Below are 24,817 nucleotides of genomic sequence, written 5' to 3' on the forward strand. Positions count from 1 at the left end.
CTCCCTCCTGGGCGCCGCGGCCCCTTCTTCAGACCGGTTCGTGGATCGCTTGCGGCTCGGCAGGCGCCGCTGAAAGGTCGGTCGCGATCCGGCGCAAGGTGGTCGCAAGCAGCCGAAACTCACGCTCGCGCGCACTCGACCGCCGCCAGATCAGCGCGATGCGGCGATAGCCCTGGTCGGACCGCAGCGGCCTGGCGTCGACGCGCGTCCCGTCAAGGATGCCGGCATCGATCGCCATTGCGGGGATGAAGGTAAGGCCGAGCCCATTATCGACCATTTGCACCAGCGTGTGGAGTGAGGTGCCCATCATCGCCGCATGGGCGCGAAGGTCGGGACGGTTGCACGCCGACAACGCATGGTCCTTCAGGCAATGCCCGTCCTCGAGCAGCAGCATGCGCCCCTCGTCAATCGCATCGACATCGACGCTTGCGCCGCTTGGCGCTTCGCCGCGTGGAAAGGCGACGTAGAGCGGGTCGTCGAACAACGTCTCCGATTCCACCTCGCCGCAGCCGTAGGGCAAAGCGAGCAGCACGCAGTCGAGCTGGCCACGGTGCAGCGCCTCGCACGCCGACTGGCTCGGCTCCTCGCGCAGGTAGAGCTTGAGGCTCGGCCACTCGCGGCGCAGGTGCGGCAGCATCGCCGGCAGAAGGAACGGCGCGATTGTCGGGATGACGCCCATGCGCAGCTCGCCATGCAGCGGCTGGCCCTCGGCGCGGGCAAGCTCGGCCAGTTCCTCGCTCTCGCGCAGCACGCGCACCGCCTTCTTCGCCACCTTCTCGCCAAGCGCAGTGAAGCGGACCACGCGCCGCGTTCGCTCGACCAGGGTCACGCCCAGCAGATTCTCCAGCTCGCGCAGGCCCGCCGACAGGGTCGATTGGGTCACGTAACAGGCCTCGGCGGCGCGACCGAAATGGCCGTGCTCGTGCAATGCCACGAGATATTGCAGCTGCTTGATGGTCGGCTGGTGGACGGTCATTTAATCGAGTGATCCAATCACTCCGCCGGGCCTAAGCGATTCAGGCGATTTACGCCAGCGCGCGATAGAGCGCGTATCCGCTGGTCAGCGTGACGATCGCGCCGACGAAGGTCAGCAGCAGGTCCGGGTTGACCCGCTTTGCGATCATCGCCCCGAACGGCGCCGCCAGAACTCCGCCGATCAGCAGGCCAACCGTCGCCACCGTGAACGCTTCCCACCCCATGGCGAGGATGAAGGTCGCCGAAATCGTGACGGTCAGGAAGAATTCTGCGGTGTTGACAGTGCCGATCGTCTTGCGCGGGTTGCCGCCCTGGACGAGCAGGTTGGAGGTGACGATGGCGCCCCATCCGCCGCCGCCGCCGGCATCGAGAAAGCCGCCGACCAGCCCGAGTGGCTCGACCACGCGCGGCCGCTTCTCCGTGTGGCGGTGCATCACGCCGCGGTAGAACAGGTAGAGCCCAAGCAAAGTGAGGTAGCTGAGCACGATCGGGCGCGCCGTGTCGGCGTGGATCTGCGTCAGCACGTAAGCACCGAGGATCCCGCCGATCATCCCCGGGATGACAATCCGCGCGAACAGCCGCCAATCCACGTTGCGGTGCGCGACATGGCTGATGCCTGACACCGCGGTGGTAAAGGTCTCGGCCGTATGCACGCCGGCCGACGCTGCCGCCGGGGGCACGCCCATGTTGATCAGCAGAGTGCTCGAAATCTGGCCATAGGCCATCCCCAGCGCGCCATCGACCAATTGCGCGGCAAAGCCGATCAGCAGGAAGGGAATGAGGATCGAAGGATCGCTCAGGAATTCGGGTATCGCTTTGGCCCCCTCTGCTGCGCCGCGTCGCGACTAACGGACAATCTCGCCGCAGGTTGCGAAGCCGATTGGCCGCACATAGATTGCTTGGCGAAACGACACGAGGATACCGGCTTGCCCTCAGGCCTGATTGCCTATCTCGACTCGGTGAAGTCGCGGGATCCCGCGGCGCGGTCGCGCTGGGACGTATTATTCTACCCTGGCGTCTGGGCGCTTGGGCTGCATCGCGTCGCGCACTGGCTGTGGGAAGGGCATTTGTTCTTCGTCGCCCGGCTGGTGAACCACTTGGCGCGTTTCCTGACCAGCATCGATATCCACCCCGGCGCGAAGATCGGCGCGCGCTTTTTCCTCGACCACGGTTTCAGCGTGATCGGCGAAAGCGCCGAGATCCACGACGACGTCACCATCTACCAGCATGTCACGCTGGGGGGCACCAACCCGACCACGGGCGTCGGCGGCAAACGCCACCCGACCATATGTTCCGGCGTGGTGATCGGTTCGGGCGCGCAGGTGCTGGGCCCCATCGAGGTCGGCGAGGGCGCCAAGATCGGCGCCAATTCGGTCGTCACCAAGGATGTCCCGGCAAGCGCGACGGTGGTCGGCATCCCTGCCAAGCCAGTGCCCGTCGACACCGTCCATTACAGCCCGGGCTTCCTGCCCTACGGCACGCCCTGCGGTGAGGATGTAGATCCCGCGCGCCTGCGCGTCGCCGAGCTCGAGCGCGAGCTCGACGATTTACGCAAGGAGGTCGCGGCGCTCAGCGCCGAGCGGCAGCCGCGGCCGAAGGTGAAGTCCGCTTGAGCGTCGTGGCGCCGTTCCCGCCACCTTGGGACCGGCGCCCCATCGCCACGTTCGACCGCAACGAATTCACGCGCATCCTCGATCTCTACGGGCGCATGGTCGCGGCCGGGCACTGGCGCGACTATGCGCTTCGCATCGATCCCGACGTCGCGGTCTTCGCCGCCTACCGTCGCCATTCCGAACGGCCCGAGGTCCGCATTGAAAAACGCCCCGCGCTTCGGCTGAAGCAGGGGGCGTTTGCCTTGGTCGGTGAACATGGCGCGGTGCTCAAGCGGGGCCAGGAGCTTGGTGGCGTCCTGGCTCCGCTCGAGCGCCGGCTTATGCGGCTGGTTGGCTAGCCGGCACGCCGGGCCGATCGAGGATCGGCAGGCGGGCCCGCAGGCTTTCCGGAAGCGGCCGGACGACCGCTGCGCGGGTCTGGTGCCAGAAGGCCGACAGCAGCAGTAACGCCGAGCCGATGATCAGCGCGGTGAGTGCAACGTTGAGCTCGACCGCACCGAACCGCTTGAACAGGTCGGACATCGCCCACAGCACATAGGCCAGCGCCGATACCAGCAGCGCGCGGCGGTCGATCGCCACTGCGGTCAGCCCCATGGCGAGGTACAGCAGCACGACGACCGCGCCTTCGACTAGGGTCGCATCGCCGTCGGTCAGCCCAAGCAGGGTGAAGACCGGGTGGACGATCATCGGCGCGGCCAGCAGGTGAAGCCAGAAGGCCACGTCGGAACGGCGGGTGAGGCGGGCACGGTCCGACGCATCCCACCACATGGCGAACAGGAACATGCCGATGCCCAGCAGCAGGACGACCGACAGGAACACGGTCTTGGCCGTCTCGCCGTCAATCCCGGTCATTGCCATGACCAGGCCGACGATGATCCCGGCTGCCGCAGCGGCTCCCGCGGCGACCGTGATCGGTACACGGAATCGGCGCCAGTGAATCCACGCCGCGCCCGCTGCGACTGCCGCTGCAATTGCGCCGAGGATCGCGCCCAATTGCGGGTTGTTGTCGATCTGCGCTTCCCCGACGGTCAGTCCGAGCAGCATCGCCGCCGCGCCGAACACGCTGCCGACAAAGGCGAGCAACAGCACGATAGACGGCAGGGCCATGCGGCGCTTTGCGGTGAAGAATAAGGCGAGTCCCCAAGACACCGCCGCAACTGCAAGCGGGGCGATGAACGACGGACCTTCGCCGGCGAGATCGGTCCCCGTGACCGACCCGATGCGCTGACCGATCCACGCCACCGCGACCAGCAGCAGGACTGCGGCAATCGATACGAAAATGTCGTTGAATCCGGTGATCAGCCGAAATTGCTCTTCATCCGGAATCGCGGTCGACCGCTGGCGTTCGACGTGCGCGCGCAGCCCGTCGGCGGCCTGGGCGCTGATCGCTCCGGAAGCAACGGCGTCGTCGAGCTCTTGCTGGCTATACATAAGGGCCTCCCTGTCGGCATGCCCTAACAGCGGTGTATTATAGTGTCAATACAGTAGCGCAGCTGCACTTATTGCATTTGGACCGCGCGCGCGGGTTCGGCAGCCTCGGTCGGATTGGCCGTCACGCTCGTGTCCTGGGCCTTGGTTGGACCCGCGACAGTGACCGCGTCCGGGCGCACGCTCACCTCGAATGGCGTCTCGGGCCCAAGCTCGCCGTCGATCGAGACGCGCATTCGGGGGCGCGTCGAAACGCGCATCTTCGTGCCGTAGATTTCGCAAACCTGCTGGCCCCTCGACTTGAGCTTCAGGGCGCTCGATAAGTAGCTCCAGCCAAGCTTGAACATGCTCCGCCCGCGCACAACCTGGATGACCACTTCGCCGCTGTGCAAATCGGCGTTTTCAATGAGTTCGACGCCGCCATGGAAGCGGCCATTGGCGATGCGCGCCTCAGTTGCCCAAAATCGGCGAACCTTCTTTCCGTCTTCGACCTTGAGCCGGAACGCCTTGAAACTGGCCGCCGACCATCCTGCCCACAGCAGATAGCCAAGCCGGCCGAACGATTTCTTCAGGCCGTGCGGAACCGTCTCCGCGACCATGGGGGCAAGGCCGAGCGCCGCATTGTTGAGGAAATAATCGCCGTTGATCGCCGCCAGATCGACCTTGCGCGGCGAGCCGTGCGCGATGACGTCGATCGCCCCGTCGAGATCGAGCGGAATGCCCAGCGTGCGCGCAAAGCTGTTCGCGGTGCCCAGCGGCAGAAAGGCGAAGACGGTGTCCTTGCCAAGAAATTCGTCGATCGTTTCCGACAGCGTCCCGTCGCCGCCGCCGACGATGACCATCGGTGCGCGATCGATCGCCGCCGCGACTTCGTCGTTCAGCGTCTCGGGCTTCTTGACCGCACGCGCATCGATCAATTCCACACCTGCGGCGATCAGCTTGTCGCGGACCTGGTCGAAGACCTCGGCCCCGCGGCGGCTGGCGGCGTTGACGATCAGGATCGCCATCTTGGGGAGCGGGGTGTTGGGCATCGCCTGGCAAGAGCGGCTACCGCGCCTCGCGGTTCCACGATAAAGCGCAGCCATGCCTGCTTGCTACCCCGCGCTGCGCCTCCGCCGTGGCCGATCGACCCCGTGGATGCGCGACATGCTGGCCGAGCACCGGCTGCATCCCAGCGACCTCATCTGGCCTTTGTTCATCTGCGCCGGGGAGGGGTGCGCGGAGCCGATTGCCGCGCTTCCGGGCGTCAGCCGCTGGACCGTTGATCAGCTGGCCAAGCAGGCGCGCCTGGCGGCGGATGCCGGCATTCCGTGCGTCGCCTTGTTCCCCAACACGCCGCAGCCGCTGCGCAGCGACGACGCGCGCGAGGCGCTCAACCGCGACAACCTCATCTGCCGGGCAATCAAGACGATCAAGGATGCGGTGCCGGACATCGGCGTGCTGACCGACGTCGCGCTCGACCCCTACACCAGCCACGGCCATGACGGTTTGATCGACGAAGCCGGCAACGTGGTCAATGACGATACCGTCGCGATCCTCGCCGACCAGGCACTTGTTCAAGCCGAAGCCGGGGCGGACATCGTCGCGCCGTCGGACATGATGGACGGCCGCGTCGCCGCGATCCGCGCCGCGCTCGAGCGCGAAGGCCATTGCGACGTCGCGATCATGGCCTACGCCGCCAAATATGCCTCGGCCTTCTATGGCCCGTTTCGCGATGCGGTGGGATCGAGCGGGCGGCTGAAGGGCGACAAGCGCGGCTACCAGATGAACCCAGCCAACATCGACGAGGCGCTGCGCGAGGTCGAGCTCGATCTCGCGGAGGGCGCCGACATGGTCATGGTCAAGCCCGGAATGCCCTATCTCGACGTGCTCGCGCGGGTGAAGGACGCGTTCGGCGTGCCCACCTTCGCTTACCAGGTGTCGGGGGAGTATGCGATGATCGAGCATGCCGCCGCCGCCGGGGCGGGCGACCGCGATGCGCTGATCCTGGAGACGCTGCTGGCCTTCAAGCGCGCCGGCGCAACGGGCGTTCTCAGCTACCACGCGCTTGACGCCGCGCGCCTCATCAATGGCTGAAGTCGCCACCGAAACCGACCGCCTGCGCCTGCGCACCTGGGACGACGCCGACAAGGTCGAGTTCGCCCGGGTCACCAACACGCCGGCGGTGATGCGCTGGCTCGGCGGCGTGCAAAGCGACGAATGGCTTGCAGCCGGCTTTGAGCGAATTGACGGCTATCAGCGCGACTTCGGCCACACCTTGTGGGCGGTCGAGCGCAAGGCCGACGGCGCCTTGCTCGGCTTCTGCGGCCTGAAACGGGTCAACTCGCCCGGCGCCAGCTGCCCCGGCGACTTCGAGGTCGGTTGGCGCTTGCGCGAGGACGCCTGGGGGCAGGGGTTTGCCAAGGAAGCCGCGATCGCCAGCCTCGACCTTGCCTTCGACCACTTCGCCGCACCGCACGTCGTTGCCTTGACGGTCGAAGGCAACGCGAGCAGCCGCGGCTTGATGGCTCGCCTCGGCATGACGCGCCGCGCCGACCTCGATTTCACCGACGACCGCTTCGGGCCGGAGATGAACCCGACGATCGTCTATCGCATCGACGCCGCCGAATGGCCCGACGCAAGGCGGCGCGCACTGCAAAAATAGGGAGGAAAATGGCGCGCCCGGAAGGATTCGAACCTCCGGCCCCCAGATTCGTAGTCTGGGAAGGCGTGGTCTCATAACGCTCGATATTGTCTTGCTCCCGCAGCAGCGTGTTCCAGTAGTGTCCAATGCTGTTGCTCAATATCCGGTCGTTTGTTACCTAACGCGTACCTAAGCTGCCCTTTAGGTAGCGCAATCACGATACCGGGGTGACTGCATCACCGGGTCCATAGGAGACCCGGATGACCCAATCGCAATCGAATCCTACTGTTCGCGTCGCGACCATTCTCGCGACTTGCGTCTGGAAGCCGTGCCCCACGTACCTTGCGTTGGGGTTGAGTGCGGGGAGCCACCCCGACTTTATAACTGAGAATCACGGAACGATCTGGACCTTCCTGGCGCGCACTCGTGCCGCGCAGGATTGGTGGGCCGAGAATGTCGGTGATGGCCCGTGCCTGGGTCGCAATTGCTGCGTCGACCACCACCACGCTCAGGCCATTCTGGTCGGGCTACAGCGCGATGGCTTCACGACGCAGAGCGGGAGGTCCCAATGACCAAGGCCGTCGTACTGACCGACTCCAAAGTGGCGAGCATAAAGCCACCCGCCAGAGGGCAAAAAGAGCATCCCGATCTCAAGGTGACGGGCCTCCGGCTGCGTATTGGCGTATCCGGAAAAAAGGTCTGGATCATACGCGCTCGCGCTGGGAATAAGATGATCAACAAGAAGGTCGGCGTTTATCCGACGATGGGCCTAGGAGCCGCCCGCACCGCTGCCGAGAGGCTTCTGAAGACAATCGCCCGTGACGGCGGGACGGAAGCGCTTGAACGGACTTTTGGTGCAGTAGCTGAGCTATGGTTGGATAAGCTTCGCGCGAGCGGCAAGCGCCAGACTTACATTCACGATGCCAAGCGAAAGCTCGAACTGCACGTTCTACCCAAGTGGCAGGATCGGAAGGTCACTGATCTGCGGCGGAGTGAGGTCCGCGATTTGATTGAGGGGATCGAGGGGGCAGTCCTCCCGAACAGGGTGTTGGCAACCATTCGACCGATCTTTCGCCTCGCGCTGTCCAGGGACTGGATCGACGTCAATCCAGCAGAGGGCCTCACTAAGCCAAAGGGGGAAGAACCACGGGACCGGGTGCTCGACATGGGCGAGGCAAAGCGCATCTGGACAGCAGCAGGGCTCCTAGGCTTTCCTGGCGGCCCCTTCGTTCGCGCGCTTCTGCTCACGGCGCAGCGACGCTCGGAGGTGGCCTCGATGAGATGGAGCAACGTCGATCTCAACGCGGGGACTTGGCGGTTGAAGGCCGCCGATACGAAGGCGGGCCGCGCGCATCTGGTGCCCCTGAGCGCTCCGATGATTGAGTTGCTGAAGGCCCTGCCGAGGCTTGACGACTCTGACTATGTTTTCACGACCGATGGGCAGACTGGGATCGCCGGGTTCTCGAAGTTCAAGTCCCGGCTCGACAGGTACATCGCCGCAGATGAATGCGCCTCGATTGAAGGGTGGCGTTTACATGATCTTCGGCGAACCGCGGCCACGAACATGGTGCGGTTGGGGGTGCTCGAAGAGGTCGTCGGCAAGGTGCTAAACCACGCGAGTGCCGGGGTCACAGCGAAGGTCTACGCCCTGCATCGCTACGAACCTGAAAAACGGTCGGCTCTCGATCGTTGGGGCGCTGAACTGATGAGGGCAGTCGGGGGCCAGGATAGCTCGAACGTCGTCGCCTTCCGATGACTGCGGAAAATGCCTTCACCGCCTTGACCATGACCGCTCAATGCGGCGGTCCGAGCCTACTTCCCTGCCCGGAAGCCATGGTCATGAGTAAGGATCAGGAAGCTTGCCTGCACGTCGATCGCGATATGTATCTCGCTCGTTGCAAGCGCCAATGGGAGCAGGATCACTATTACCCGGCTGCCGGGTACGCGGTCCTTTTTTGCACGTACAACAAACTGCCGCTCCCAGCCTGGCTCGCAGACGTTGTGAATCAAGCGATGCTTACCGCCTTCGAGCATGGCGGGAGAACAACAAATCGGCGCCAGGGTGGCTACACGCGGCAGGCACGGAGGCTGGAGGTTCATCGGCACCGGTGGGCGACCGTGAGGATGTACAAACAGCAAGAGATGACGGACGAGGAAGCCTTTGAGCGCGCCTCGAAAGACCTCAGAGGAAGTGCGGCCCAAGGTGAGCCGAGACAAGTTGAACAAAGCTACCGCAGAATTCAACGGCAGCAGCGAGATCTAGTACGGTTTAATCAAGGAAATAAGGGAGCCAGAACAGTTCGGTAGATGCGCGTATGTCCTCCGCCGTTCCATTTGTTCGGAGACGGCCACAATGTACCGACTGCTTCGGCTGAATGCTGTTAAGGAGATCACCGGTCTTTCGAGATCGTCGATCTACGCTGACCTCACTTTCCCGCGACCGGTTAAGATCGGCGAACGCGCCGTGGCGTGGGTCGAGGACGAAATAGGGGCGTGGATCTCCGATCGCATTGCGGGGCGCGACGAGAAACAGCAATGAGCGGCCAACGCCCCCGCAAGTCGCTTCGCGACTCAATTGATGCAATGTGCCGTGAGTGCTGCGCGCGCGACGCGGGTTCGAATTGGCGTGAGCACGTCGCTGTCTGCTCGTGCTCGTCTTGCCCGCTGTGGCCGGTGCGTCCGCTATGCGCCAACGCGTCCGCCTGGATGAAAACGCGTGATCCGGCGAACGCACCACGCGAGTGGTTCGCAATGTCGCGTGAAACCGCGCTCGCCCAGATGCGAAACATCCACACAGATGCCCCAGGAAGGGGCAAGACAGCGATCCTAGGACACTGCGAGGAGCCGAAAGTAGCGGTTTGCTTTCCTGTGACGACGGTGCGCCAGGACCGCGATGTAGGCTACGTCGAAGGAACTCTAGCCACTGACGAGCAGCGGAAGCGTCGTGGCGAGGCGTAGGCCGCTAGCAGATCACCGGGCTGACACACGCGGCTGTGCGCTCAGCGGTCTGCCTCATGCCGTCGCTGACTCGGCGGCGTACTTGTCGCTAAACCCCTTCGAGCGTGCTGTGCTGGGCGAGATTCTTAGGCGGTTCAACGGCTATAACAACGGATCGATCGGGATCAGTTACGAGCAGATCGGTGATCGCCTTAAGGGGCAGAACAAGTCTCGGCCCAATAATGCTCGAATTGCAGCGGCAATCGTACGGCTGATTGATCGGGGCCTCGTCGGCGACCCAGAGCCTGAATCATGGATGCAGCGTCGCGCGCGGGAGTATCGGCTGACTTTCATCACGAGCGGGAAGGCTCCACCGTTCAAATGCGCGACCAATGAATACCTACGCTGGGAACCCAGCCACGGAAAAATCGGCGGTGACGGTGCGTCACCAGAGAGGTGCTTCCGTAGTGACCCTCGATCACCAAGCCTACTTTCGTTTGGTGACGCACGGTCACCCCCACCTTCAAAAAACGGCAGTTTCACGTCGGTCGAAAATCCGTCCCCTGGTGACAGAGCGTCATTGCTTATAAGTAAGCCATACACGGGCCTCAAAAGCACTGCAGCGCATGACCCGCAGCCGCCCGTCAATTCCATTTAGCGAACGCGAACGCGCTGCGCCACAGCTGGCCGAGAGACAACGATAATCGCTCCATGTAGCCGCGCGCTGCGGTTACAGGCAGCTCTCGACCGCACTCCGCATCCCCTTTCCATAGCCGTCGAGAGCGTTTCCCCAAACCCGCACCGCACCGCCCTGAATATGCGCCGTAAAGTGTGGCTGGTTAGCGGTGACGCGAACAATGAACGCCGAGTCTATCTCGTAGATCGACGGGGAAGATGGGCCGCGTTCGCTCATTTTGTAGGCGATGCAGTTGGCCAATTCCTTGTCAGGCTTGGCGCTGGAATAGGTAGCACTTGGCATTTTCTCTATTTGGAGAGCTTGTGCGGTCATCAGCAGAATGAGCATTACATAGCCCCGTTTTCGTCGTCCCTTCGGCAATTCCGTGTCGGTCGCTTTCATCGGCAACTCGGAATAGTTGCCCGTGCGCTTAGGCTTGCCCCGATGAGCCTTCAACCTGATCGCCACTCCGGCAGCTTCGCTGAAAAGCACCCTGCGCTGGATGAGCTGGAGCACAAACTCGCGCGCGTGCGCACGCGCGCGAGACGAGTGTCCGCTTTAGGCGCATCGTCGGAAATTTGAGGCCGCGCGGATGCGCTGCGTCCATCTGAGGGGGGTATTCTTCCTTACTGCTCCAAGCCAAGAACTTCCAGCATCTCGTCGCTTAGATTGTCGGTGTTGGTGATGCATATGACCTTATCGGCAGTAAGGCGGCTACGCGACAGCCCAACGGTGCGCTCCTCTAGAGACGCGGAAAGCCCGATGTTGAACGCTACGGAGACGCTGGGACGGTTTGAACAAGCGCCCGCGACGTACCACGTTTCGTCTTGGAGTTCCCCAGTGAGACCCGTAACGAGGCCAACCTCCATGTCGGCCCGCAGGGTGGCTGCCGCACCCTCTTTGACTTCAATAGCCGCGTCTATGGATTGGGCCGACGCTGGCGAGCTGACCGCCAGCAAGGATGCAAGACACCAGGCGCGAACGATGGTCATCCTCCTTGGCGATGGTATGGCTGCCTGTCCTCCTGCACCACCGATCATAACTTGATGTCCCCTTTCCGCCGTCGAGCGGAGAGCAACTTTAACACAAACTCGCGCGCACGCACGCGCCCGCGCGAGTTTCCCGTGCAGCTTACCTGGAGCCGACCTCCCGGGCGGGTCCGCTTGAGCGACTTGCTGGCAGTAGCCGACGGGAGCGGCTTCGGTTCCTTGGCGGCGGCATCGCTCGTCGCGTTCGCCTCCCAGTTTCCCAGCCTTGACGAGCCTGAAAATGCCATCAGAAGGGAGTCCGGTTGAAGGAGGGCGAGTTGCGTAGGGGAGTAGCCCTAGCATTGGCTATCGTCGTAAGTGCCAGCGCTTCTGCGGCGCCGACCGTCTTCATATCAGAAGGTCGTGGAGAAGCTTGGTGGAATGCATCAAGCGCAAAGGGCCGCGTCACAGGTCGAGTGGCTGGCGGCGTTACCGTAGCCGGACTTACGAAGCACATTGAAGAGACGGAAACTTACCACACTTACAAGATCTGCGCGCTGACCGAGGTGCAAAACGACACCTACGTCGGCGTCGATCCATCGACGCAGGATAGCATCTCAGCGACGCTGCCGTCAGTCCGATGGCGGGTACAAGCGCGCACTCCGGACGGTCGCCGCGTCGTCGCACAAAGCGTCCTCTATGAAGATTGTGATGATGCGGACAACCGGGGTGCTGCAGTCCTGGTTACCGATGTTAAAACATCGGACATTTTGCTTTTTAGACCAATGGGGCCTGGCGAGAGGAATGGAGCCTCCGTACCGATCTGGACGGCGTTCCTGAACAGGCCTGAAGGCAAAGGCCCTGATGTTCCTCTATTCAGCTTCTCTTCCTGTACGGAGTGCGGCGCCGAAACTGCCGTTTACTACGACGTGACCAGGAAGAAGATGTACACTGAATACAACGGCCACTAGCGGCGGGCGATCCGATTGTGCCAGCATGTTGTGGCAACAGCTGGCTGGCCGATCAGTTGAGCTAATTCGGCTCAGGCTTATCTGACGAAGTTTCTTCGCCAGGCTGCTGCTGTGGCGGCAGCACCTGATCAAGCGATTGCGAGCTTGGATCGGTTTCAGAAGGGGCGGGCCGCTGTTGAAGCTCTCGGTCCGGCTGTGGACGTACAGGCATGCCCTCTTCGTCAACCAGGACCGTCGCAGAGTTATCAAGGGTCCCATCGATGTTGTGGCCCACTGACACATTGGCGGCAGGCTGCTCGTCTATCGCCCCAGAATCGGCCAGCGGTGGCCGGTAAACTGACGATCTTGATGCAAACTCACAGCGCTTGCTCCAGTGCTGATCGAATAGGGTCTGCAAGGCTGCGGTACCGCGCTGCTCTTCGGCACCATTGCAGGCCGATAACTGAGTGGAAATGCTTGCGTACTCATTGCCTGTAAGCGCCCGGCAGGAGTCTTCGGCACTAAGAAGGTCGGCAAAGTTGAACTCGGGATCGAGCTGGGCTTCTTGGCCATCGAGCTGCACGACGAAGCGAGTGAACCCCACGAACCCGCCCATGCGGTTCTTACCGTTGATCTCCCCGCAGACGTATTGCCCGCGTACTTGAACATTTCTAAATTGAGCAGACGAGGGATCGAGCAGCAGCTTTGCAACAGCACGCTTAGCTCGCTCTGCTCGATACTCTTTTGATCCTGGCAGGAATTCGCACGCGGTCAGCGCGACACCTACCATACCGGCTAAGACGAGACGGCGTGGTCGCACTGCACCCGCTCCCACTGCCTGTTAGGCAGCCACCTCCTCTGTTGTCGATAGGAGGCGCTCGCCCGCTAGCTTCCTTTGATGCCGCTCAATCGCAATCAGGAGGAAAAAGAACATAAGCACGAGGAAGGCACCCAAGATCTGTAGAGCCGTCATAAGCGAAAGCTGTCCCTCCGCGATGCCGCTCAAAATGCTCTGGCGGTCTGCCTCCGCTTTCGAGGCGTTCGCGTTACGGCGTTGCTCCAACAGCTCGAAAAAGCGGTCCTGAAACGCCCTAAAGATTTGGGTGTGCGACTGCGTGCCCTCTGGATACTGCATAGTCGTGATCGTCTCGGTATAGGGGACCTCGACAGCTCGCTGAGCGGGGCAGCCCATCGGCGTCTCGTACCAGTTTTCGCACGCGGTGCTGGTGGAGTCCCATCCTTGCTGCATCGTTGTTCTACTTCTTTGGACCCGTTCCTTCACGGGAACCTTTCGCGCAGCCTGGTAGCGTTTGAGCCGCTGGATCGTATCGGGTTTCGCAGCCGCTTCGGTCATGACGGTTAGAAGTGTTTCAAGGTCTTTGCGATCATTATCAAAGTTAAGCTCACCCTTGCGAATGGCCTCTTGCCGAGCCGCCGTATTGACGTAGGCGCCGTCGAATTCAGCCTTCGAAAGCTGCTTGTCCTCGCGCTGTCGGTATGGCTCGAAGGCGGACCTGTACAAAGAGTAATATCGGTCCACGAAAGACGAATAGAACGCGTTTTGAGAGGGGTTCACTCGCGGGCCGTTCGCCGTTTTCGAAGGACTTGTTTGAGTCGTCGGCATTTGAGCGTCCGTCAACTCGTCGGGTGCGACCACCGCCTCCTCCTCGACAACCGACTCGGGCGACTTGCTGATTTTGTAAGCACTCGAGGCGGCCAGCCATGCGGCATAGACAAGCAGCAGCGTGGCAATCACCAAGATGACGGCGCGCAAGACGCGTAGGTAGAAGCTCTCGGCCTTGTCCAAAATCGCAGCGGCACGGCTGCGCGACCACCCGCGCGGTTCGTCGTACGCGTTCATGACCAATCCCCGCGAAACGCCCTCGCGTCCGCGGGAGATATCCTGCAACGTACCAATCGAAAGTCAATGACCTAAGGCCGGGAGACCTTTCGCGCGGGCCGTATTGGACGCGACGTCGGCAACCTGTTCGAGCCGACTTTAGCCGAACAAGCAAACCGCCTGGCCGTCGGACTATGGGACAAAGTCGCACGCACGCGGACGCGCGCAAGGCCATCGCAAGGCAGGGCAGCAGATCAATGGTCTGGTGCCCTCATCTCTATTTACTCTGTAAGCAGCACGACCAACTCGCCCTTAGGTATCAACCATAGGTAGCCAACCCGGCAAAAACACCCTTTTTTCAGCTCAAGCGCACGCCGCGGTCCAAGCCCCCGGCGGGGTGGACTTTGAAGAGGATCTCACACGCGAGAGAGATCGTCGCCTAGTTCGAGAGCGTCCGAGCAGTCGAGTGGCTAGTCCCCTCTTCAACCGGGAAATGTCTGCTTTGGGTGGAAAGCAGACATTAGCCTTTTCTGCCTCGGAGGAACCTCGCTGACGTCTTGTAGTTACACTGCGAAGCCCAACGTTCTACTCGCGTCTCGCGAGTGCGAGTTGACCGGGGTGGGCTGAGTGGCGGTCCAGCGAAATGTTCGTTGGGCCGCTTCTCGTTTTCGGGGCGAGGCCGAATGTCGCGACAGTCGAGGGAGGAAAACTCGTTTTCGGACAGATATCGCGCCGAGCGCGAGCGCTTCGTCAAACGGCACGACCCTGAAGAATGCCGGAGGCGTGCGGCGCTGGACCTTGAAAACGCGAAGAACGCCACATCTGAAAACCAGCGGCGAGTGCTCGAAGCAAGTGCCCAACAGTGGCTTTCGCGAGCACGGCTACTCGACCGCCTGAAGGACAGTTTGGATTGACGCGAGCCGCACGTCAGTTGGGGTGGCGTGGACCGTTGTCCTGCTGGCTACGGCGCAGCATCTCATCGGTGCGCCTGAGTAGCGCGTCGCAGTCCTCGATTGCGCGCCGACACTGACGGCTTGCTTCGCTAAGGCTGGCCGCCTTGGGCTCTTCGGGTTTGCTCGCCATGCTGCCTCAAAAGAGCGGCCCCGCGCACCGGAGGATACGCGGAGCCGATGGAACAGCCAAACCGCAACCGGGGGGATTGGAAACGGATGGTAAGGCCGGAAACGGATTCACCGCAGCTCGGTTCCGACGCCGGGAAGCGGACGAAGACCTCATCTTCGTCGGGGCTGACAAAAAGGGTTGTTTTTTAAATGGTTAGGGAAATCACGGTTTGAGGGGTATGGTGTGTCATCGCCAGTCGATTCGGCATGCTGGCGACTGAGAGACATTCGTCGCGCTCCCGTCAGAAGCGGGGCAACGATGAGCTACTATCGTCTCTACTTTATGAGCAGTTTTTCCGGCCACATCGAAGGCTTCGAAGAGTTCGACGCAGAAGATGACGCGCAGGCCGTGAAACTGGCGGAGACCAGGCAGGGCGCACTCGGTATGGAGCTTTGGTGCTTGCACCGAAGGGTCCGACAGTTTGCTGCTCTCGATCTAGCCTCCCAGCTTCTCGAACAGAGGCACAAGCTCAAAGAAGTGAAGCACCAGCTTGAGACCGAACTACCCGATGACGTTAGTCGACCAGAGAACCGGAAGGCCTAGCAAGCGTTCTTCTGGACGCCATTTTCATAGACGTCCGAGTGTCGGTTGCTCCGCGTTCAAAGGAGTGACCCATGCCCCGCTTTTTCTTTCACCTGCACAACGCAGTGAACGTTCATGATGACGTAGGCCGAGAACTTCCGTCGCTTGAAGCCGCGCAAGCTGAAGCCACGCTCGCTTGCCGCGCTCTCATGGCCGAGGACGTTCGCACCGAGGGCCAGATCACCCTCAGTCATCGGATCGACATCCATGGTGAGGACGGCCAGTTGAAGCTCGCCCTACCATTCCGTGCTTGCGTCGAGATACGTCCGTAAGGTCCGGAATGGGTCGAAAGCAGACGTCAGCCGGGCCCGGTCTATGATCGACACGCAACCGCGGCGCACGGTGATCGGGCTAGAGCATCATGACGATGCCGAAGCTTTCAAGCGCGAGTTTATTTAGCGCGTTCGGCGAGCAGGATGTTCGTGCGACGCAGCCGGATACAGAGATCATACAGGCGCCCGCCAATTTCGTGTAGCATGGCAAGGCCCCCTGCGACGCCCAGTGCGATCAGCCATCTGGTGTCTTCAACCCAGTTCGCGACAGCGAAAGGCGCGGCTACATAAACCGGCATCAGCCAGGTTTGATACGCAGAACCAATTTTGTGCTCGTCCTCAGGCATGCTGGCCGGTCCGACTGTATGTAGTGTCATGAGGAGCCCCCTGTCTAAGAGAGCCGTATCTTATCTATCGAGCCGCGGGCGGCGACAACACTGCGAGCTTTGCCCCTTTCCTCCCGCACAGGGAGCACTTTAGACGGATTTGAATTTCAGCAAGGGTTCCCGTGCCTAGTTGCTTAGCAACCTCGAAACCGTCCAGCGTTTTTGCGTTGCCGCACCCGTCGCATTCGATCCGCAAGGCGCATTTGAAGCGGACTAGATCGGCGGACGTGCGGACGTGCTTTGTCGACATCCCTCGCCGCTAGCGCGGTGAGAACGACTCGGGAACATCGGAGTGAGCAAAGACGGAGAAGCAGCAATTAGCCATGCTGATCAGACCGACTGATGACCCCTGAGGCAATATCGTTCAGAAGCCGTCTCGCAGCGCTGCCCGCGTCCAAAGTGGCGGACCAAACTTCGCCTCGAGTAGCGCGGGACAGCTCTTGCGCGACGGCTAACCACGCCTCGATCGCCGCGCCCAAAGCTTCATCTGACAAAGCCGCCTTCTCATGCACTTCCTTATATGTGAGCTGCTTGCTGCGGTGCGCGAGGATGTTGCTGCGGATCACGACAGCGTTCGCGAAAGTGGCCTTATGAGCGTCGAGGCGAACTTTCAGCTCACCGCAAAGCTCGCTTAGATCCGGACGTTCAACTTTAACCTCCTTGATCAAGCTCAGCATGCCCGTCGAATGCGGCTGCTTGTCCAGGACGGAAGCGGTATTGATGATGGCCATCTCCCGCATAGCTTTTCGAGCGACGCTGAATAGCTCGCCGTAGTTGTGAAAGGCGGACGCAAGGGCGTTGTCGGCGACCACAAGCTCTCGATATCCGGCGAGGAAGTCGCGAGCGTGTGTTGCCGTCCGTGCCTGGTTCAGCGCTTGGAAGCCTATCCCATGATGCTTTTTGACCATGCGAAATCACAGAACCTTTGTGGTTGACGAGATCGCCCCTTCCTCCAGGAAGGTGCGTATTCGCTGCCTCGGCATGTACTGCGCGTCGAGTATGGCCAAGTGCTCGGCCAAGTCTGCCATCTCGTTCCAATCGTCGAGTGGCAGGCAGTAGCCGTCGTCGCAGGGCTCTTCAGGCGGCTCATCGAGGATGGGGATCGACTTCACTTGTGTTCCTCAGCCTACCCGCCGGACGGCAGGTTGACTCTACGTCAGTTTGGCTAGAGCCTCCATCGTTCAAGGCCGGGGGGCTTTATGAGTCGTTATCTACTTGTTGTTGCAGCGGTTATTGCTGCTTCGCTTCCATCGTTTTCGTCGGGGGCGAGCGCGCATGGCGGCGGCCTCAATTCCGAGGGCTGCCACAACAACCGAAAGACTGGCGACTACCACTGCCACCGCGGCGGTGGCTCGGCACGATCTGCCTCGAAGGCGCGCAGCTTTGGCGCCGTCAGCAGCTTGTCAGGAGCGTTCCGGAATTGCTCGGCAGCGCGTGTCGCCGGCGCCGCGCCCGTGCGGGAGGGTGATCCCGGTTACGGGCGGCATCTGGATCGGGACGGGGACGGAGTGGGCTGCGAGTGAGCCGGGCTGGGGCATTCGTCCTCGCTGCTGCTCTGGCAACATGCGCCTCCTGTAGTTCCGAGCCTTCGGATGACGACATCGACCAAGCCTATGAGACCGCTCAAGACCAACTCTCCGGCGCCACCTTTCAAGATGTTGGCGACACGAGCGATTGCACGGACGACTGCGGTGGCCATGACGCTGGTTTTGATTGGGCAAAGGAGGAAGGTGTGACTGACCCGTCGGAATGTTCCGGCGATAGTCAGTCATTCGTGGAAGGCTGCGAAACCTATGCCGCAACTCTCGAGACACTAGCGGAAGACGAATTGGACTCGGAAGAATGATCTTGCCGTGCGCTTCCTAGCCACACTCACGCTCGCGGTAATCGCCTCCAATTTCCTGCCGCCTGGTGAAGTCGATGCTCAGGTCATTCCAGCCGGGCAGTCGTTCTCATGCACGCCAACTGTTGTGTGGGACGGTGACGACCCAATCTGGTGCGCCGAGGGGCCCAAGATCCGGATTGCAGGCGTCGCGGCGCGCGAAATGGATGGCACATGCAAGCGTAACCAGCGTGTCCGACGGTCGACGCAAGAGAGGCTCGCGATCGTCTAGTCCGGCTTCTTGGGGGAAGCGGGGCGTTCGACCAGAAGGTCACGTTATTGTGAAATCAGCAAGGCTCACCTGCCGCTCTGATGGCTCGGCAGGGCGATCGAGAACAGCTGCTTGGTGCACCTCGCCTGAGTTCGGCAATCTATCGTGCGCGGTCGTGCGATCGGGCGGCGCAGTGCGCTGGCCGCAATACTGGAGGACGCACCCTTGCCCATGATCCATCGGCGCCTGGTCGCGGCTCTTCTGCGGTTTGCAGTAGCGCTTCCCGGGCGAGCTGTGGGCCGTCAGTGGGCCGATGCTGGCGGCTGGTAAGTCATACAGGTGCCGCAAAAGTACTGCGGGGCAGGACCCGCAGTTGCCGGTCAGTTCCCATTTAACGGACAAACTCGCGCAGGCGCGCGCGCGCGCGAGTGTCTCGCGCCCACTGCCTTTCTGACGATGTCAACGCAGGTGTGGACGCTATTGTGAGTAAGTCTGGGAAAGACTATGTAGAGCTAGAGGCGGCTATGCGCCGGAACCACCCAGAGCACCCGAAAGGCTGCAGGCGGGTAACACCGCAATCATGGGCCGGGGAGCCGCCTCACTTCACCTAAAAAGGTCAACGAAAGCCCGCTGTTGCTCGTTCAGCTCAAGCTGGTCGGGGTGCGGGAACATTTTGACCCCATAACTGAGATAATTGCCGTTTCGCTCGTATAGCTGCGGCTTCAATATCTCGGCGTAGCGGCGCTCCTGATTGCCATAGAGGTCCGGCTCAAGTCCGGCTGTCACACAGGTCGCCATGATGTCCGCTATTTGCAGCCCGGCCCTTGTCGAATGGTCACGCGCCTCGATGCCCTCTGCGTCGATAACCATCCAGTTTATCTGGATGTTCTCCGGGTCGTCGAACGCTTGAAGGCGGCGCAGATAGTCGATGAAGTTGGGGTATGAAAGGCCACCCCGGCGGGAGAAGATCATCTTTGCTCGCCCGTCGCCTTCGGGAACCTTGGGCCGTGCGGCCCGACAGAACCATGAGATCCGCTCGATTAGGTAGCGGCACATGTAGAAATAGAGCTGGTTCTTTCCGACGTAGGTCCCTTCGGGGATGCTGGCCTTGTTTGCCAGAACGCAGATGGTCCTGAATGGCTTGGCGCGAAGCGTGTGGGCAGCCATCACTTTCTGCTGGTGGTTGAAGTCCTTGCAGTGAAGCGGCACTTTTCGAACCTGGTGTCCGAGCTGGTTCCTTATGGCGTCCCGCCACTCGATTGCTTCAAGGTCTCGTGAATACCGCCAGATTGAAGCTGAGAGCGTAAGCCAGTGCGACGAGCCTCCCCGCCGTCCCGGCTCGCGGTAGCGCCCGCTGAGGCCGTCATCCCCCGACTCATCAATGTAGGCTATGAAGCTATGCGCCATGACTTAGTCCGATAACGAAACCCATTCCGTAGAGGAAACGCTGGCTCCGCGCGAAGCCGCGCTGAAGCGGATGCTGGCAACGCCGCACAAGCCGTACAAGGCGATGAAGAAGGAACGCAATGAGCGATGGCGGGCCGGAGCAACGCGCTGTTGGACGGCAGGTCGGTGCTCGCTAACAGGTCCTGTGACAAAACAGGAGCACGAGTCCAACATTGACAACGTAACCCGCCTCGCAGCGCTCTCACGGGTGCTCGCTGAAGGGCATCACCCGGTCTCTGCCCGAGCTGTGCCACAAACTCGCGCGCGCGCGCGTGAGATCCTCCGCAACACCAAACCAATGGCTGCCGGGATACCTATGGGATACCTGGATCTGGCAAGGTATCTTCAGGAATGGCGGAAAAATGGCGCGCCCGGAAGGATTCGAACCTCCGGCCCCCAGATTCGTAGTCTGGTGCTCTATCCAGCTGAGCTACGGGCGCGCGGACTCCCAAAGGAGCCGGGAGCGGGCGACATAAGGTGGTGCCCGGTTTGAAGCAACCCTATCCGATTGCCCGCCGCCAAACGCGCACCTAGAGCGAGGCGATGCACGGCGTTCGACCACTCACTCTCCTGGCTTTCGCCATCCTTGCCGCCTGCGCCGGGCCGCGGGGCGCGTCACCGTCGCTCCAGCCCCGCGCGACCGAGACGATCGATCCGCGCGTGCCGGTCGAAGCCCCGGTCAACAACCGGCCCGTGACCGCGTCACTTGCGGCGCGCTTGCAGGCGCTGGTCGCGCAAGCGCAATCGGGCGATGCCGCCTTCGCCCCGGCGGCCGCGCGCGCCGAGCAGCTCGCCGCGAGCGCGGGTGCGCGGGGAAGCGAGAGCTGGACCGTCTCGCAAGAGGCGCTGTCGGCGGCGGTGGCCGCACGCGCGCAGACCACGCGCGCCCTCGGGGATATCGACGCGCTCGGCGCCTCGGCGCTGCAATCGCAGGGAGGATTGGCGCCTGCCGACCTCGCCGCCATCACCGATGCAGCGGCAGAGGTCGGGGCCATCGACCGGCGCCAGTCGGCCCGCCTCGACGCCATTCAAGTCCGGCTCGGACTGTAACGGCGGTTAATTCAAGTTAAGAATGCGGGAACCTCGGCCCCGCCTGTGCTTTTTCGCAGCACCTTGCCGCGTTATTTTCTTAGCCTGCGTGATGGCGAGTTCCTGCGCGACGATGAAGGGCAGGAGTTTGCCAGTTTGGACGCCGCCCGGGACACCGCAGTTCGCGGCGCGCGCGAGATCATGGCCGAGGATGTGAAGCGCGGCGTTCTCAGCCTCGGCGACAGCGTCGAAATCACCGATGAAAATGGGCAGCGGGTAGCGACCGTCGTGTTCCGCGACGCGATCGAGATCAACGGCTAAGTGCCCGCAGTTCTTGAAAATAATCCAGGTTAATCGCGCTCCCGGCTAAGCCACGTTAGGGAAATCCACAGGCGCGGCTGTTCGCGCCTTGTGTGCGTTGATGTGGGGCAAATCTCTTCGATGGACAGCCATTTCCGCAAGCTAAGGCGGCGCCATGACGTAAGCGCCGCCGAGGAAGCAGCCTTCTGCGACATGGTTGCGGAGCATCGCCGGGTCGGGCCCGACGAGGTCGTCATTCGCGCCGGGGAGCCCCTACACGAGAGCACCCTGCTGCTCGACGGCTGGCTGGCGCGGGTCAAGGATTTGCGCAGCGGGTCACGCCAGTTCACCGGCCTGCACGTCCCCGGCGACTTTGCCGACCTGCACAGCTTCACGCTCGGCCGTCTCGACCACGAGGTGGTATCGCTTACCGAATGCCGGCTCGCCATCGTGCCGCACGCGCGGTTGAAGGACCTGATGGAGCGAAATCCCCGCCTGGCCCGGATCCTGTGGTCTGAAACCAATCTCGATGCCGCCATCAACCGTGAATGGACGGTATCGATGGCGCGGCGCTCGGCGCTGGCCCGAGTCGCGCATTTGTTGTGCGAACTTTCGATCCGGCTGGAGGTCGCGGGCTTGTCGGACGGCATGACGTTCGATTTTCCGATGACTCAGAACGAGCTTGCCGACTGCCTTGGCCTGACCACGGTGCACGTCAACCGGACGATCCAGGAGTTGCGCAAGCGCGGCCTCATCCAGCTCGACCGGCGCCAGGTTACCATGCGCGACGTCGCTGCGCTGCGGAACATCGCCGAATTCGACGACAGCTATCTCTATCTGGGAAAGGCGCCGCTCTAGGCGCCCGGGTCAGGCGCTGATCGACGCCGCGTAAATCGGCAGGGGCCCGGCACGGGCGGCATAATCTTCAGCCAGTTTGGCGTGCCAGGCGCGTGCCGTTTCGGTCACTGCGCGTTGCGCCGCCATCCGTTCCTCGACCGCCCTGCGGCGGTAATAGCGCTCGTCCGACTCCACTTGCGCGCCCCCCTCTGGTTCGAAGACTTTCGCGCGCAAAGACCTAACGATTCGTAAATATCCACAGGCTCGCTGGCTGCAGCGTGCCGAAACGCCGTCTTTGTCCCGGGCTGGCACAGACCGTTGCACTTCCGTGACAGTCGGTCGCGATTCACGGATCATCGATGAAACCTAACGACTCGACGCTCGTTGGGCCGGGAAATGGTTTCAAAGGATGGCACCATGCTAAGCTCGACCGACCTTCGCCGCGTTCCCTTCAACCCCAATGCGCGTGGCTACCATGCCGTCTATCACGATGGTGAGATCAACCACTGCCCGGGCTGCGGCCGCACCCATTGGCTGATTGGCCGCATGTCGGCCGAATGCGCGTTCTGCTCGACCGCGCTGCCGCTGCGCGAAGCGGGCACGCATGGCCCAGCCGCGACCCCGGTATTCTGGAGCGGCCGCCGCCCCAGCTATGCGGAGCTCAACGCCGCTTAACCGATCGCTAGAAAACGGATTTTCAGCGGGGCCGCGCAAGTATATTGTGCGGCCCCATGCACATGCGCGCTCGCCTGATTCTCCTGGCGGTCTTGGCAGCGGGTTCGGCTCCCGCGCTCGCGGACGCCACCGATTTCACGCTCGTCAACGGGACGGGCACCGGCCTTGCCGATGTCGCCATCCGGCGCGCCGGGACGACGGACTGGAAGACGCTCGGCGCAGCGCCGCCCGCGGGCGCGCGAAGCCCGGTTCAGTTCAAGGATCCCGATTGTGCATTCGATATCCGCGCCAGCGTTGGCGGCGCGGGACCCGTCACTTGGGCCGGGGTCAATCTGTGTGACGTGAAATCGGTGACGCTGAAACGCGACGCGTCGGCAGGGCCCTGGGTCGACTACGACGAATAGCAGGCGCCGGCGTGCGGCGCTGTACGCGCGCCGGATGCGGCCCGGCGACCAGTGCCGGGACCGGCGGCCTGACCGAATCGAGCAGCTTGGCGCCGGCCAGGAACACGACGCCCGTGCACAGCAAAGCGAACATCCAGCCGAGCCATCCCGGAAACATTTGCAGATAATGGTTGCCGCGCTCGACCGCTCCCACGGCGATGGCATATGTGACCAACCACGCTTCCGCGCGGGTCTTGATCACGAATAGCCGGCCGAGTTTGCGAAGCATCGTCATTCCTTAACGCGGCAACGTGCCAGCCCCTGATTTGAGCCATTTGCGCCCTAAGGAAAAGCGTAAAGACGACCTTAACCATGCCATTATGGGACAGGTGGCGCCGCCGCGGCGGTCAGGCGAGTTCGCCCAGCTCCAAGGTGTCGAGCAGGTCGCGGCGCGCCGCCTCGATTTCGGCGACCAGCGGTGGGCGTTGCAGGTCGCTGCCGACGATTTCCACCGGCCACGACCGCCGCACCGCGTCCGCGATTCGATCAAGCTTGGCCTCATCGACCAGGAAGCGGGGGTCGACCGTCGTCGGATCGGCCACGACCCGCAGGCGAAGGCACGCCGGGCCGCCGCCATTGGCCATCGACTGGCGCACATCGACGATCTCCACCCGGCGGATCGGGCCGTTGCCCGCAATGTGAGCCTCGAGCCAGCGCCAAACGCTCGGCGTCTCGCGGCACTCGGTCGGTGCGACCAGCGTCATCTGCCCGTCGGGCAGGGTCACCAGCTGCGCGTTGAACAGATAGGATCGGATCGCGTCGCCCAGCGGCACGTCAGCGGCAGACACCTCGACATATTCGAAGCCGGGCACGCGCCGCTCGCATTGCGCAAGGAGCGAGTCGCGGTCGGCAAAAGCCTGCTCATGCGCGAACAGCACCCGTTCGTTGGCGACCGCGACCACGTCGTTGTGGAACGCGCCCGCGGCAATTGCCGCTTCCGATTGCTCGGCGAAGATGGTTCGCTCCGGCGTCAGGCCGTGGTGGCGCGCGATCGCCTTGCACGCCTCGATATGCTGGCGCGCGGGGAAGCCGCCGCCCGACACGCCGTAGACGAAGATTTCGACTCCCGGCTCTCCGTGCCCCGGAGTCAGGCGCATGTGGTTGGCCGCGCCTTCATCGCCGAACGCAGGCGGAACCGGCCCGTGCACGGCAAAATGCGCGTCACTGGCAAAGGCGAGGCGAAGCTGCGCCAGCGTCGCGGGCCATTCGTGGCTGCGATGCGGCATGGTGCGCAGATTGGCGACGGTCAGGTGGCAGCGCCCGTCGGCGGTGTCGGGGGCCGGGGAAAGTGTTGCTGCATTGGCCGCCCACATGGCGGAAGCGGACATGGCATTGGCGAACAACCCCGGCTCGGCATCCTCAGGCGTTGTGCCGAGTTCGCGCAGCCACGCCCGGTCGGGCCGCGCGTGGGGCACGAAAATGCCCTGCGCCAGCCCAAGCGCCAGGTTGGCGCGCATCTTGTCGATCCCCTGCAACGCCGCCGCGCGCGGCTGCGACACTTCGCCGGCATTGCGTGCGGAGGCAAGGTTGCCAAGGCTTAGGCCGGCATAATTGTGGCTCGGCCCGATGATCCCGTCGAAATTGATCTCGGTCAGCACGTCATGCCCCGTCGGTTGCGAGGA

The 24,817-nt window shown here is 62.5% G+C and carries 29 protein-coding genes and 1 tRNA gene; 15 read left to right on the top strand and 15 right to left on the bottom strand.

The features are described from left to right. Positions 1-28 precede the first annotated feature (28 nt). On the bottom strand, positions 29-976 hold the full coding sequence (locus tag H9L13_RS04950; protein WP_187539546.1) for a hydrogen peroxide-inducible genes activator: 948 nt from the start codon (positions 974-976) through the stop codon (positions 29-31). Between the two features lie 49 nt (positions 977-1,025). Next, entirely contained in the window at positions 1,026-1,721 is a 696-nt protein-coding gene (locus H9L13_RS04955) for a sulfite exporter TauE/SafE family protein (RefSeq protein ID WP_425326494.1), read from the bottom strand. A 180-nt stretch (positions 1,722-1,901) separates the two neighbouring features. Here H9L13_RS04955 and cysE point away from each other — a divergent pair, with 180 nt between their 5' ends. Then, positions 1,902-2,588 (top strand): serine O-acetyltransferase, encoded by a 687-nt coding sequence (gene cysE / locus H9L13_RS04960; protein WP_187539548.1) that lies wholly within the window; start codon positions 1,902-1,904, stop codon positions 2,586-2,588. Continuing rightward, positions 2,585-2,926 (top strand): DUF2794 domain-containing protein, encoded by a 342-nt coding sequence (locus H9L13_RS04965; RefSeq protein WP_187539550.1) that lies wholly within the window; start codon positions 2,585-2,587, stop codon positions 2,924-2,926. The genes cysE and H9L13_RS04965 overlap by 4 nt, the downstream gene beginning before the upstream one ends. On the opposite strand, the gene H9L13_RS04970 is transcribed toward H9L13_RS04965, so the two are convergent. Further along, positions 2,907-4,019, bottom strand: coding sequence for a hypothetical protein (locus H9L13_RS04970; RefSeq protein ID WP_187539552.1), 1,113 nt, complete (start codon positions 4,017-4,019; stop codon positions 2,907-2,909). The genes H9L13_RS04965 and H9L13_RS04970 overlap by 20 nt on opposite strands. Positions 4,020-4,087: 68 nt before the next feature. Further along, a complete protein-coding gene (locus H9L13_RS04975; RefSeq protein WP_187539554.1) occupies positions 4,088-5,047 on the bottom strand; it encodes a diacylglycerol/lipid kinase family protein in 960 nt (319 codons plus the stop codon). A 52-nt stretch (positions 5,048-5,099) separates the two neighbouring features. On the opposite strand from H9L13_RS04975, the gene hemB reads away from it, so the two are divergent. The 4 genes from hemB to H9L13_RS04995 all read left to right on the top strand — a co-directional run bounded on the left by hemB (position 5,100) and on the right by H9L13_RS04995 (position 9,178). Beyond that, entirely contained in the window at positions 5,100-6,092 is a 993-nt protein-coding gene (gene hemB, locus H9L13_RS04980; protein ID WP_187539556.1) for a porphobilinogen synthase, read from the top strand. Beyond that, complete coding sequence (locus H9L13_RS04985) at positions 6,085-6,660, top strand: GNAT family N-acetyltransferase (RefSeq protein ID WP_187539558.1); 576 nt, start codon at positions 6,085-6,087, stop codon at positions 6,658-6,660. The genes hemB and H9L13_RS04985 overlap by 8 nt, the downstream gene beginning before the upstream one ends. Before the next feature lie 547 nt (positions 6,661-7,207). Continuing rightward, positions 7,208-8,395: a tyrosine-type recombinase/integrase gene (locus H9L13_RS04990; protein ID WP_187539560.1), complete on the top strand. Its 1,188-nt coding sequence runs from the start codon at positions 7,208-7,210 to the stop codon at positions 8,393-8,395. 597 nt (positions 8,396-8,992) lie between these two features. Beyond that, the gene (locus H9L13_RS04995) at positions 8,993-9,178 is read left to right on the top strand and encodes a helix-turn-helix transcriptional regulator (RefSeq protein WP_187539562.1); all 186 of its coding nucleotides are present in this window, start codon (positions 8,993-8,995) and stop codon (positions 9,176-9,178) included. Positions 9,179-10,306: 1,128 nt separating this feature from the next. Here H9L13_RS04995 and H9L13_RS05000 read toward each other — a convergent pair. Together H9L13_RS05000 and H9L13_RS05005 are read right to left on the bottom strand one after the other, a co-directional pair. After that, positions 10,307-10,768, bottom strand: coding sequence for a hypothetical protein (locus tag H9L13_RS05000; RefSeq protein WP_187539564.1), 462 nt, complete (start codon positions 10,766-10,768; stop codon positions 10,307-10,309). Between the two features lie 110 nt (positions 10,769-10,878). Further along, positions 10,879-11,244 (bottom strand): hypothetical protein, encoded by a 366-nt coding sequence (locus tag H9L13_RS05005; RefSeq protein ID WP_187539565.1) that lies wholly within the window; start codon positions 11,242-11,244, stop codon positions 10,879-10,881. A gap of 338 nt (positions 11,245-11,582) precedes the next feature. Between H9L13_RS05005 and H9L13_RS05010 the strand changes: the two genes are divergently transcribed. Further along, positions 11,583-12,191 carry a hypothetical protein gene (locus H9L13_RS05010; RefSeq protein WP_187539567.1) on the top strand — a complete coding sequence of 203 codons (609 nt, stop codon included), beginning with the start codon at positions 11,583-11,585 and terminating at the stop codon, positions 12,189-12,191. A 61-nt stretch (positions 12,192-12,252) separates the two neighbouring features. Here H9L13_RS05010 and H9L13_RS05015 read toward each other — a convergent pair whose 3' ends face one another. Then, positions 12,253-12,960 carry a hypothetical protein gene (locus tag H9L13_RS05015; protein ID WP_187539569.1) on the bottom strand — a complete coding sequence of 236 codons (708 nt, stop codon included), beginning with the start codon at positions 12,958-12,960 and terminating at the stop codon, positions 12,253-12,255. 51 nt (positions 12,961-13,011) lie between these two features. After that, positions 13,012-14,031 (bottom strand): hypothetical protein, encoded by a 1,020-nt coding sequence (locus H9L13_RS05020; RefSeq protein ID WP_187539571.1) that lies wholly within the window; start codon positions 14,029-14,031, stop codon positions 13,012-13,014. A 1,359-nt stretch (positions 14,032-15,390) separates the two neighbouring features. Between H9L13_RS05020 and H9L13_RS05025 the strand changes: the two genes are divergently transcribed. Both H9L13_RS05025 and H9L13_RS05030 read left to right on the top strand, forming a co-directional pair. After that, complete coding sequence (locus tag H9L13_RS05025; RefSeq protein ID WP_187539573.1) at positions 15,391-15,675, top strand: hypothetical protein; 285 nt, start codon at positions 15,391-15,393, stop codon at positions 15,673-15,675. 71 nt (positions 15,676-15,746) lie between these two features. Beyond that, a complete protein-coding gene (locus tag H9L13_RS05030) occupies positions 15,747-15,986 on the top strand; it encodes a DUF6894 family protein (protein ID WP_187539575.1) in 240 nt (79 codons plus the stop codon). Positions 15,987-16,105: 119 nt separating this feature from the next. On the opposite strand, the gene H9L13_RS05035 is transcribed toward H9L13_RS05030, so the two are convergent. The 3 genes from H9L13_RS05035 to H9L13_RS05045 form a co-directional block, all read right to left on the bottom strand. Next, a complete protein-coding gene (locus H9L13_RS05035) occupies positions 16,106-16,333 on the bottom strand; it encodes a hypothetical protein (protein WP_187539577.1) in 228 nt (75 codons plus the stop codon). Positions 16,334-16,689: 356 nt separating this feature from the next. Beyond that, a complete protein-coding gene (locus H9L13_RS05040; protein ID WP_187539579.1) occupies positions 16,690-17,280 on the bottom strand; it encodes an AbiU2 domain-containing protein in 591 nt (196 codons plus the stop codon). Positions 17,281-17,286: 6 nt separating this feature from the next. Beyond that, entirely contained in the window at positions 17,287-17,484 is a 198-nt protein-coding gene (locus H9L13_RS05045; RefSeq protein ID WP_187539580.1) for a hypothetical protein, read from the bottom strand. An 87-nt stretch (positions 17,485-17,571) separates the two neighbouring features. Between H9L13_RS05045 and H9L13_RS05050 the strand changes: the two genes are divergently transcribed. Beyond that, positions 17,572-17,895 carry an excalibur calcium-binding domain-containing protein gene (locus H9L13_RS05050; protein ID WP_187539582.1) on the top strand — a complete coding sequence of 108 codons (324 nt, stop codon included), beginning with the start codon at positions 17,572-17,574 and terminating at the stop codon, positions 17,893-17,895. A gap of 1,173 nt (positions 17,896-19,068) precedes the next feature. Here the strand turns inward: H9L13_RS05050 and H9L13_RS05055 are convergent. Beyond that, entirely contained in the window at positions 19,069-19,872 is an 804-nt protein-coding gene (locus H9L13_RS05055) for a DUF3800 domain-containing protein (RefSeq protein ID WP_187539584.1), read from the bottom strand. Positions 19,873-20,274: 402 nt separating this feature from the next. Beyond that, a tRNA-Arg gene (locus H9L13_RS05060) sits at positions 20,275-20,351 on the bottom strand. A gap of 103 nt (positions 20,352-20,454) precedes the next feature. Between H9L13_RS05060 and H9L13_RS05065 the strand changes: the two genes are divergently transcribed. From H9L13_RS05065 to H9L13_RS05075, 3 genes are all read left to right on the top strand, one after another. After that, on the top strand, positions 20,455-20,961 hold the full coding sequence (locus H9L13_RS05065) for a hypothetical protein (RefSeq protein WP_187539586.1): 507 nt from the start codon (positions 20,455-20,457) through the stop codon (positions 20,959-20,961). 45 nt (positions 20,962-21,006) lie between these two features. Further along, positions 21,007-21,261, top strand: a complete 255-nt coding sequence (locus H9L13_RS05070) for a DUF6894 family protein (RefSeq protein ID WP_223176483.1) — start codon at positions 21,007-21,009, stop codon at positions 21,259-21,261. Between the two features lie 120 nt (positions 21,262-21,381). Further along, complete coding sequence (locus H9L13_RS05075; protein ID WP_187539587.1) at positions 21,382-22,098, top strand: Crp/Fnr family transcriptional regulator; 717 nt, start codon at positions 21,382-21,384, stop codon at positions 22,096-22,098. Between the two features lie 9 nt (positions 22,099-22,107). Here H9L13_RS05075 and H9L13_RS05080 read toward each other — a convergent pair whose 3' ends face one another. Further along, entirely contained in the window at positions 22,108-22,272 is a 165-nt protein-coding gene (locus tag H9L13_RS05080) for a hypothetical protein (RefSeq protein ID WP_187539589.1), read from the bottom strand. 222 nt (positions 22,273-22,494) lie between these two features. On the opposite strand from H9L13_RS05080, the gene H9L13_RS05085 reads away from it, so the two are divergent. Together H9L13_RS05085 and H9L13_RS05090 are read left to right on the top strand one after the other, a co-directional pair. Further along, positions 22,495-22,752: a hypothetical protein gene (locus H9L13_RS05085; RefSeq protein WP_187540462.1), complete on the top strand. Its 258-nt coding sequence runs from the start codon at positions 22,495-22,497 to the stop codon at positions 22,750-22,752. Positions 22,753-22,808: 56 nt separating this feature from the next. Beyond that, positions 22,809-23,156, top strand: a complete 348-nt coding sequence (locus tag H9L13_RS05090) for a hypothetical protein (protein ID WP_187539591.1) — start codon at positions 22,809-22,811, stop codon at positions 23,154-23,156. 386 nt (positions 23,157-23,542) lie between these two features. On the opposite strand, the gene H9L13_RS05095 is transcribed toward H9L13_RS05090, so the two are convergent. Continuing rightward, positions 23,543-24,793 (bottom strand): N-succinylarginine dihydrolase, encoded by a 1,251-nt coding sequence (locus H9L13_RS05095; RefSeq protein ID WP_187539592.1) that lies wholly within the window; start codon positions 24,791-24,793, stop codon positions 23,543-23,545. Positions 24,794-24,817: the final 24 nt, after the last annotated feature.

It is taken from the genome of Sphingomonas lutea, assembly GCF_014396785.1.
Classification (GTDB): Bacteria; Pseudomonadota; Alphaproteobacteria; order Sphingomonadales; family Sphingomonadaceae; genus Sphingomicrobium; species Sphingomicrobium luteum.

What these genes read in the sequence shown, in the direction of transcription:
- H9L13_RS05055 (WP_187539584.1), bottom strand. Translation starts at nt 19,872, where the DNA reads ATGGCGCATAGCTTCATAGCCTACATTGATGAGTCGGGGGATGACGGC.
- H9L13_RS05075 (WP_187539587.1), top strand. Translation starts at nt 21,382, where the DNA reads ATGGACAGCCATTTCCGCAAGCTAAGGCGGCGCCATGACGTAAGCGCC.
- H9L13_RS05005 (WP_187539565.1), bottom strand. Translation starts at nt 11,244, where the DNA reads ATGACCATCGTTCGCGCCTGGTGTCTTGCATCCTTGCTGGCGGTCAGC.
- hemB (WP_187539556.1), top strand. Translation starts at nt 5,100, where the DNA reads ATGCCTGCTTGCTACCCCGCGCTGCGCCTCCGCCGTGGCCGATCGACC.
- H9L13_RS05025 (WP_187539573.1), top strand. Translation starts at nt 15,391, where the DNA reads ATGAGCTACTATCGTCTCTACTTTATGAGCAGTTTTTCCGGCCACATC.
- H9L13_RS05020 (WP_187539571.1), bottom strand. Translation starts at nt 14,031, where the DNA reads ATGAACGCGTACGACGAACCGCGCGGGTGGTCGCGCAGCCGTGCCGCT.
- H9L13_RS04950 (WP_187539546.1), bottom strand. Translation starts at nt 976, where the DNA reads ATGACCGTCCACCAGCCGACCATCAAGCAGCTGCAATATCTCGTGGCA.
- H9L13_RS04975 (WP_187539554.1), bottom strand. Translation starts at nt 5,047, where the DNA reads ATGCCCAACACCCCGCTCCCCAAGATGGCGATCCTGATCGTCAACGCC.
- H9L13_RS04985 (WP_187539558.1), top strand. Translation starts at nt 6,085, where the DNA reads ATGGCTGAAGTCGCCACCGAAACCGACCGCCTGCGCCTGCGCACCTGG.
- H9L13_RS05050 (WP_187539582.1), top strand. Translation starts at nt 17,572, where the DNA reads ATGAGTCGTTATCTACTTGTTGTTGCAGCGGTTATTGCTGCTTCGCTT.
- H9L13_RS05030 (WP_187539575.1), top strand. Translation starts at nt 15,747, where the DNA reads ATGCCCCGCTTTTTCTTTCACCTGCACAACGCAGTGAACGTTCATGAT.
- H9L13_RS04990 (WP_187539560.1), top strand. Translation starts at nt 7,208, where the DNA reads ATGACCAAGGCCGTCGTACTGACCGACTCCAAAGTGGCGAGCATAAAG.
- H9L13_RS05065 (WP_187539586.1), top strand. Translation starts at nt 20,455, where the DNA reads ATGCACGGCGTTCGACCACTCACTCTCCTGGCTTTCGCCATCCTTGCC.
- H9L13_RS05040 (WP_187539579.1), bottom strand. Translation starts at nt 17,280, where the DNA reads ATGGTCAAAAAGCATCATGGGATAGGCTTCCAAGCGCTGAACCAGGCA.
- H9L13_RS04970 (WP_187539552.1), bottom strand. Translation starts at nt 4,019, where the DNA reads ATGTATAGCCAGCAAGAGCTCGACGACGCCGTTGCTTCCGGAGCGATC.
- H9L13_RS05090 (WP_187539591.1), top strand. Translation starts at nt 22,809, where the DNA reads ATGCACATGCGCGCTCGCCTGATTCTCCTGGCGGTCTTGGCAGCGGGT.
- H9L13_RS05015 (WP_187539569.1), bottom strand. Translation starts at nt 12,960, where the DNA reads ATGGTAGGTGTCGCGCTGACCGCGTGCGAATTCCTGCCAGGATCAAAA.
- H9L13_RS05085 (WP_187540462.1), top strand. Translation starts at nt 22,495, where the DNA reads ATGCTAAGCTCGACCGACCTTCGCCGCGTTCCCTTCAACCCCAATGCG.
- H9L13_RS05035 (WP_187539577.1), bottom strand. Translation starts at nt 16,333, where the DNA reads ATGCCTGAGGACGAGCACAAAATTGGTTCTGCGTATCAAACCTGGCTG.
- H9L13_RS04995 (WP_187539562.1), top strand. Translation starts at nt 8,993, where the DNA reads ATGTACCGACTGCTTCGGCTGAATGCTGTTAAGGAGATCACCGGTCTT.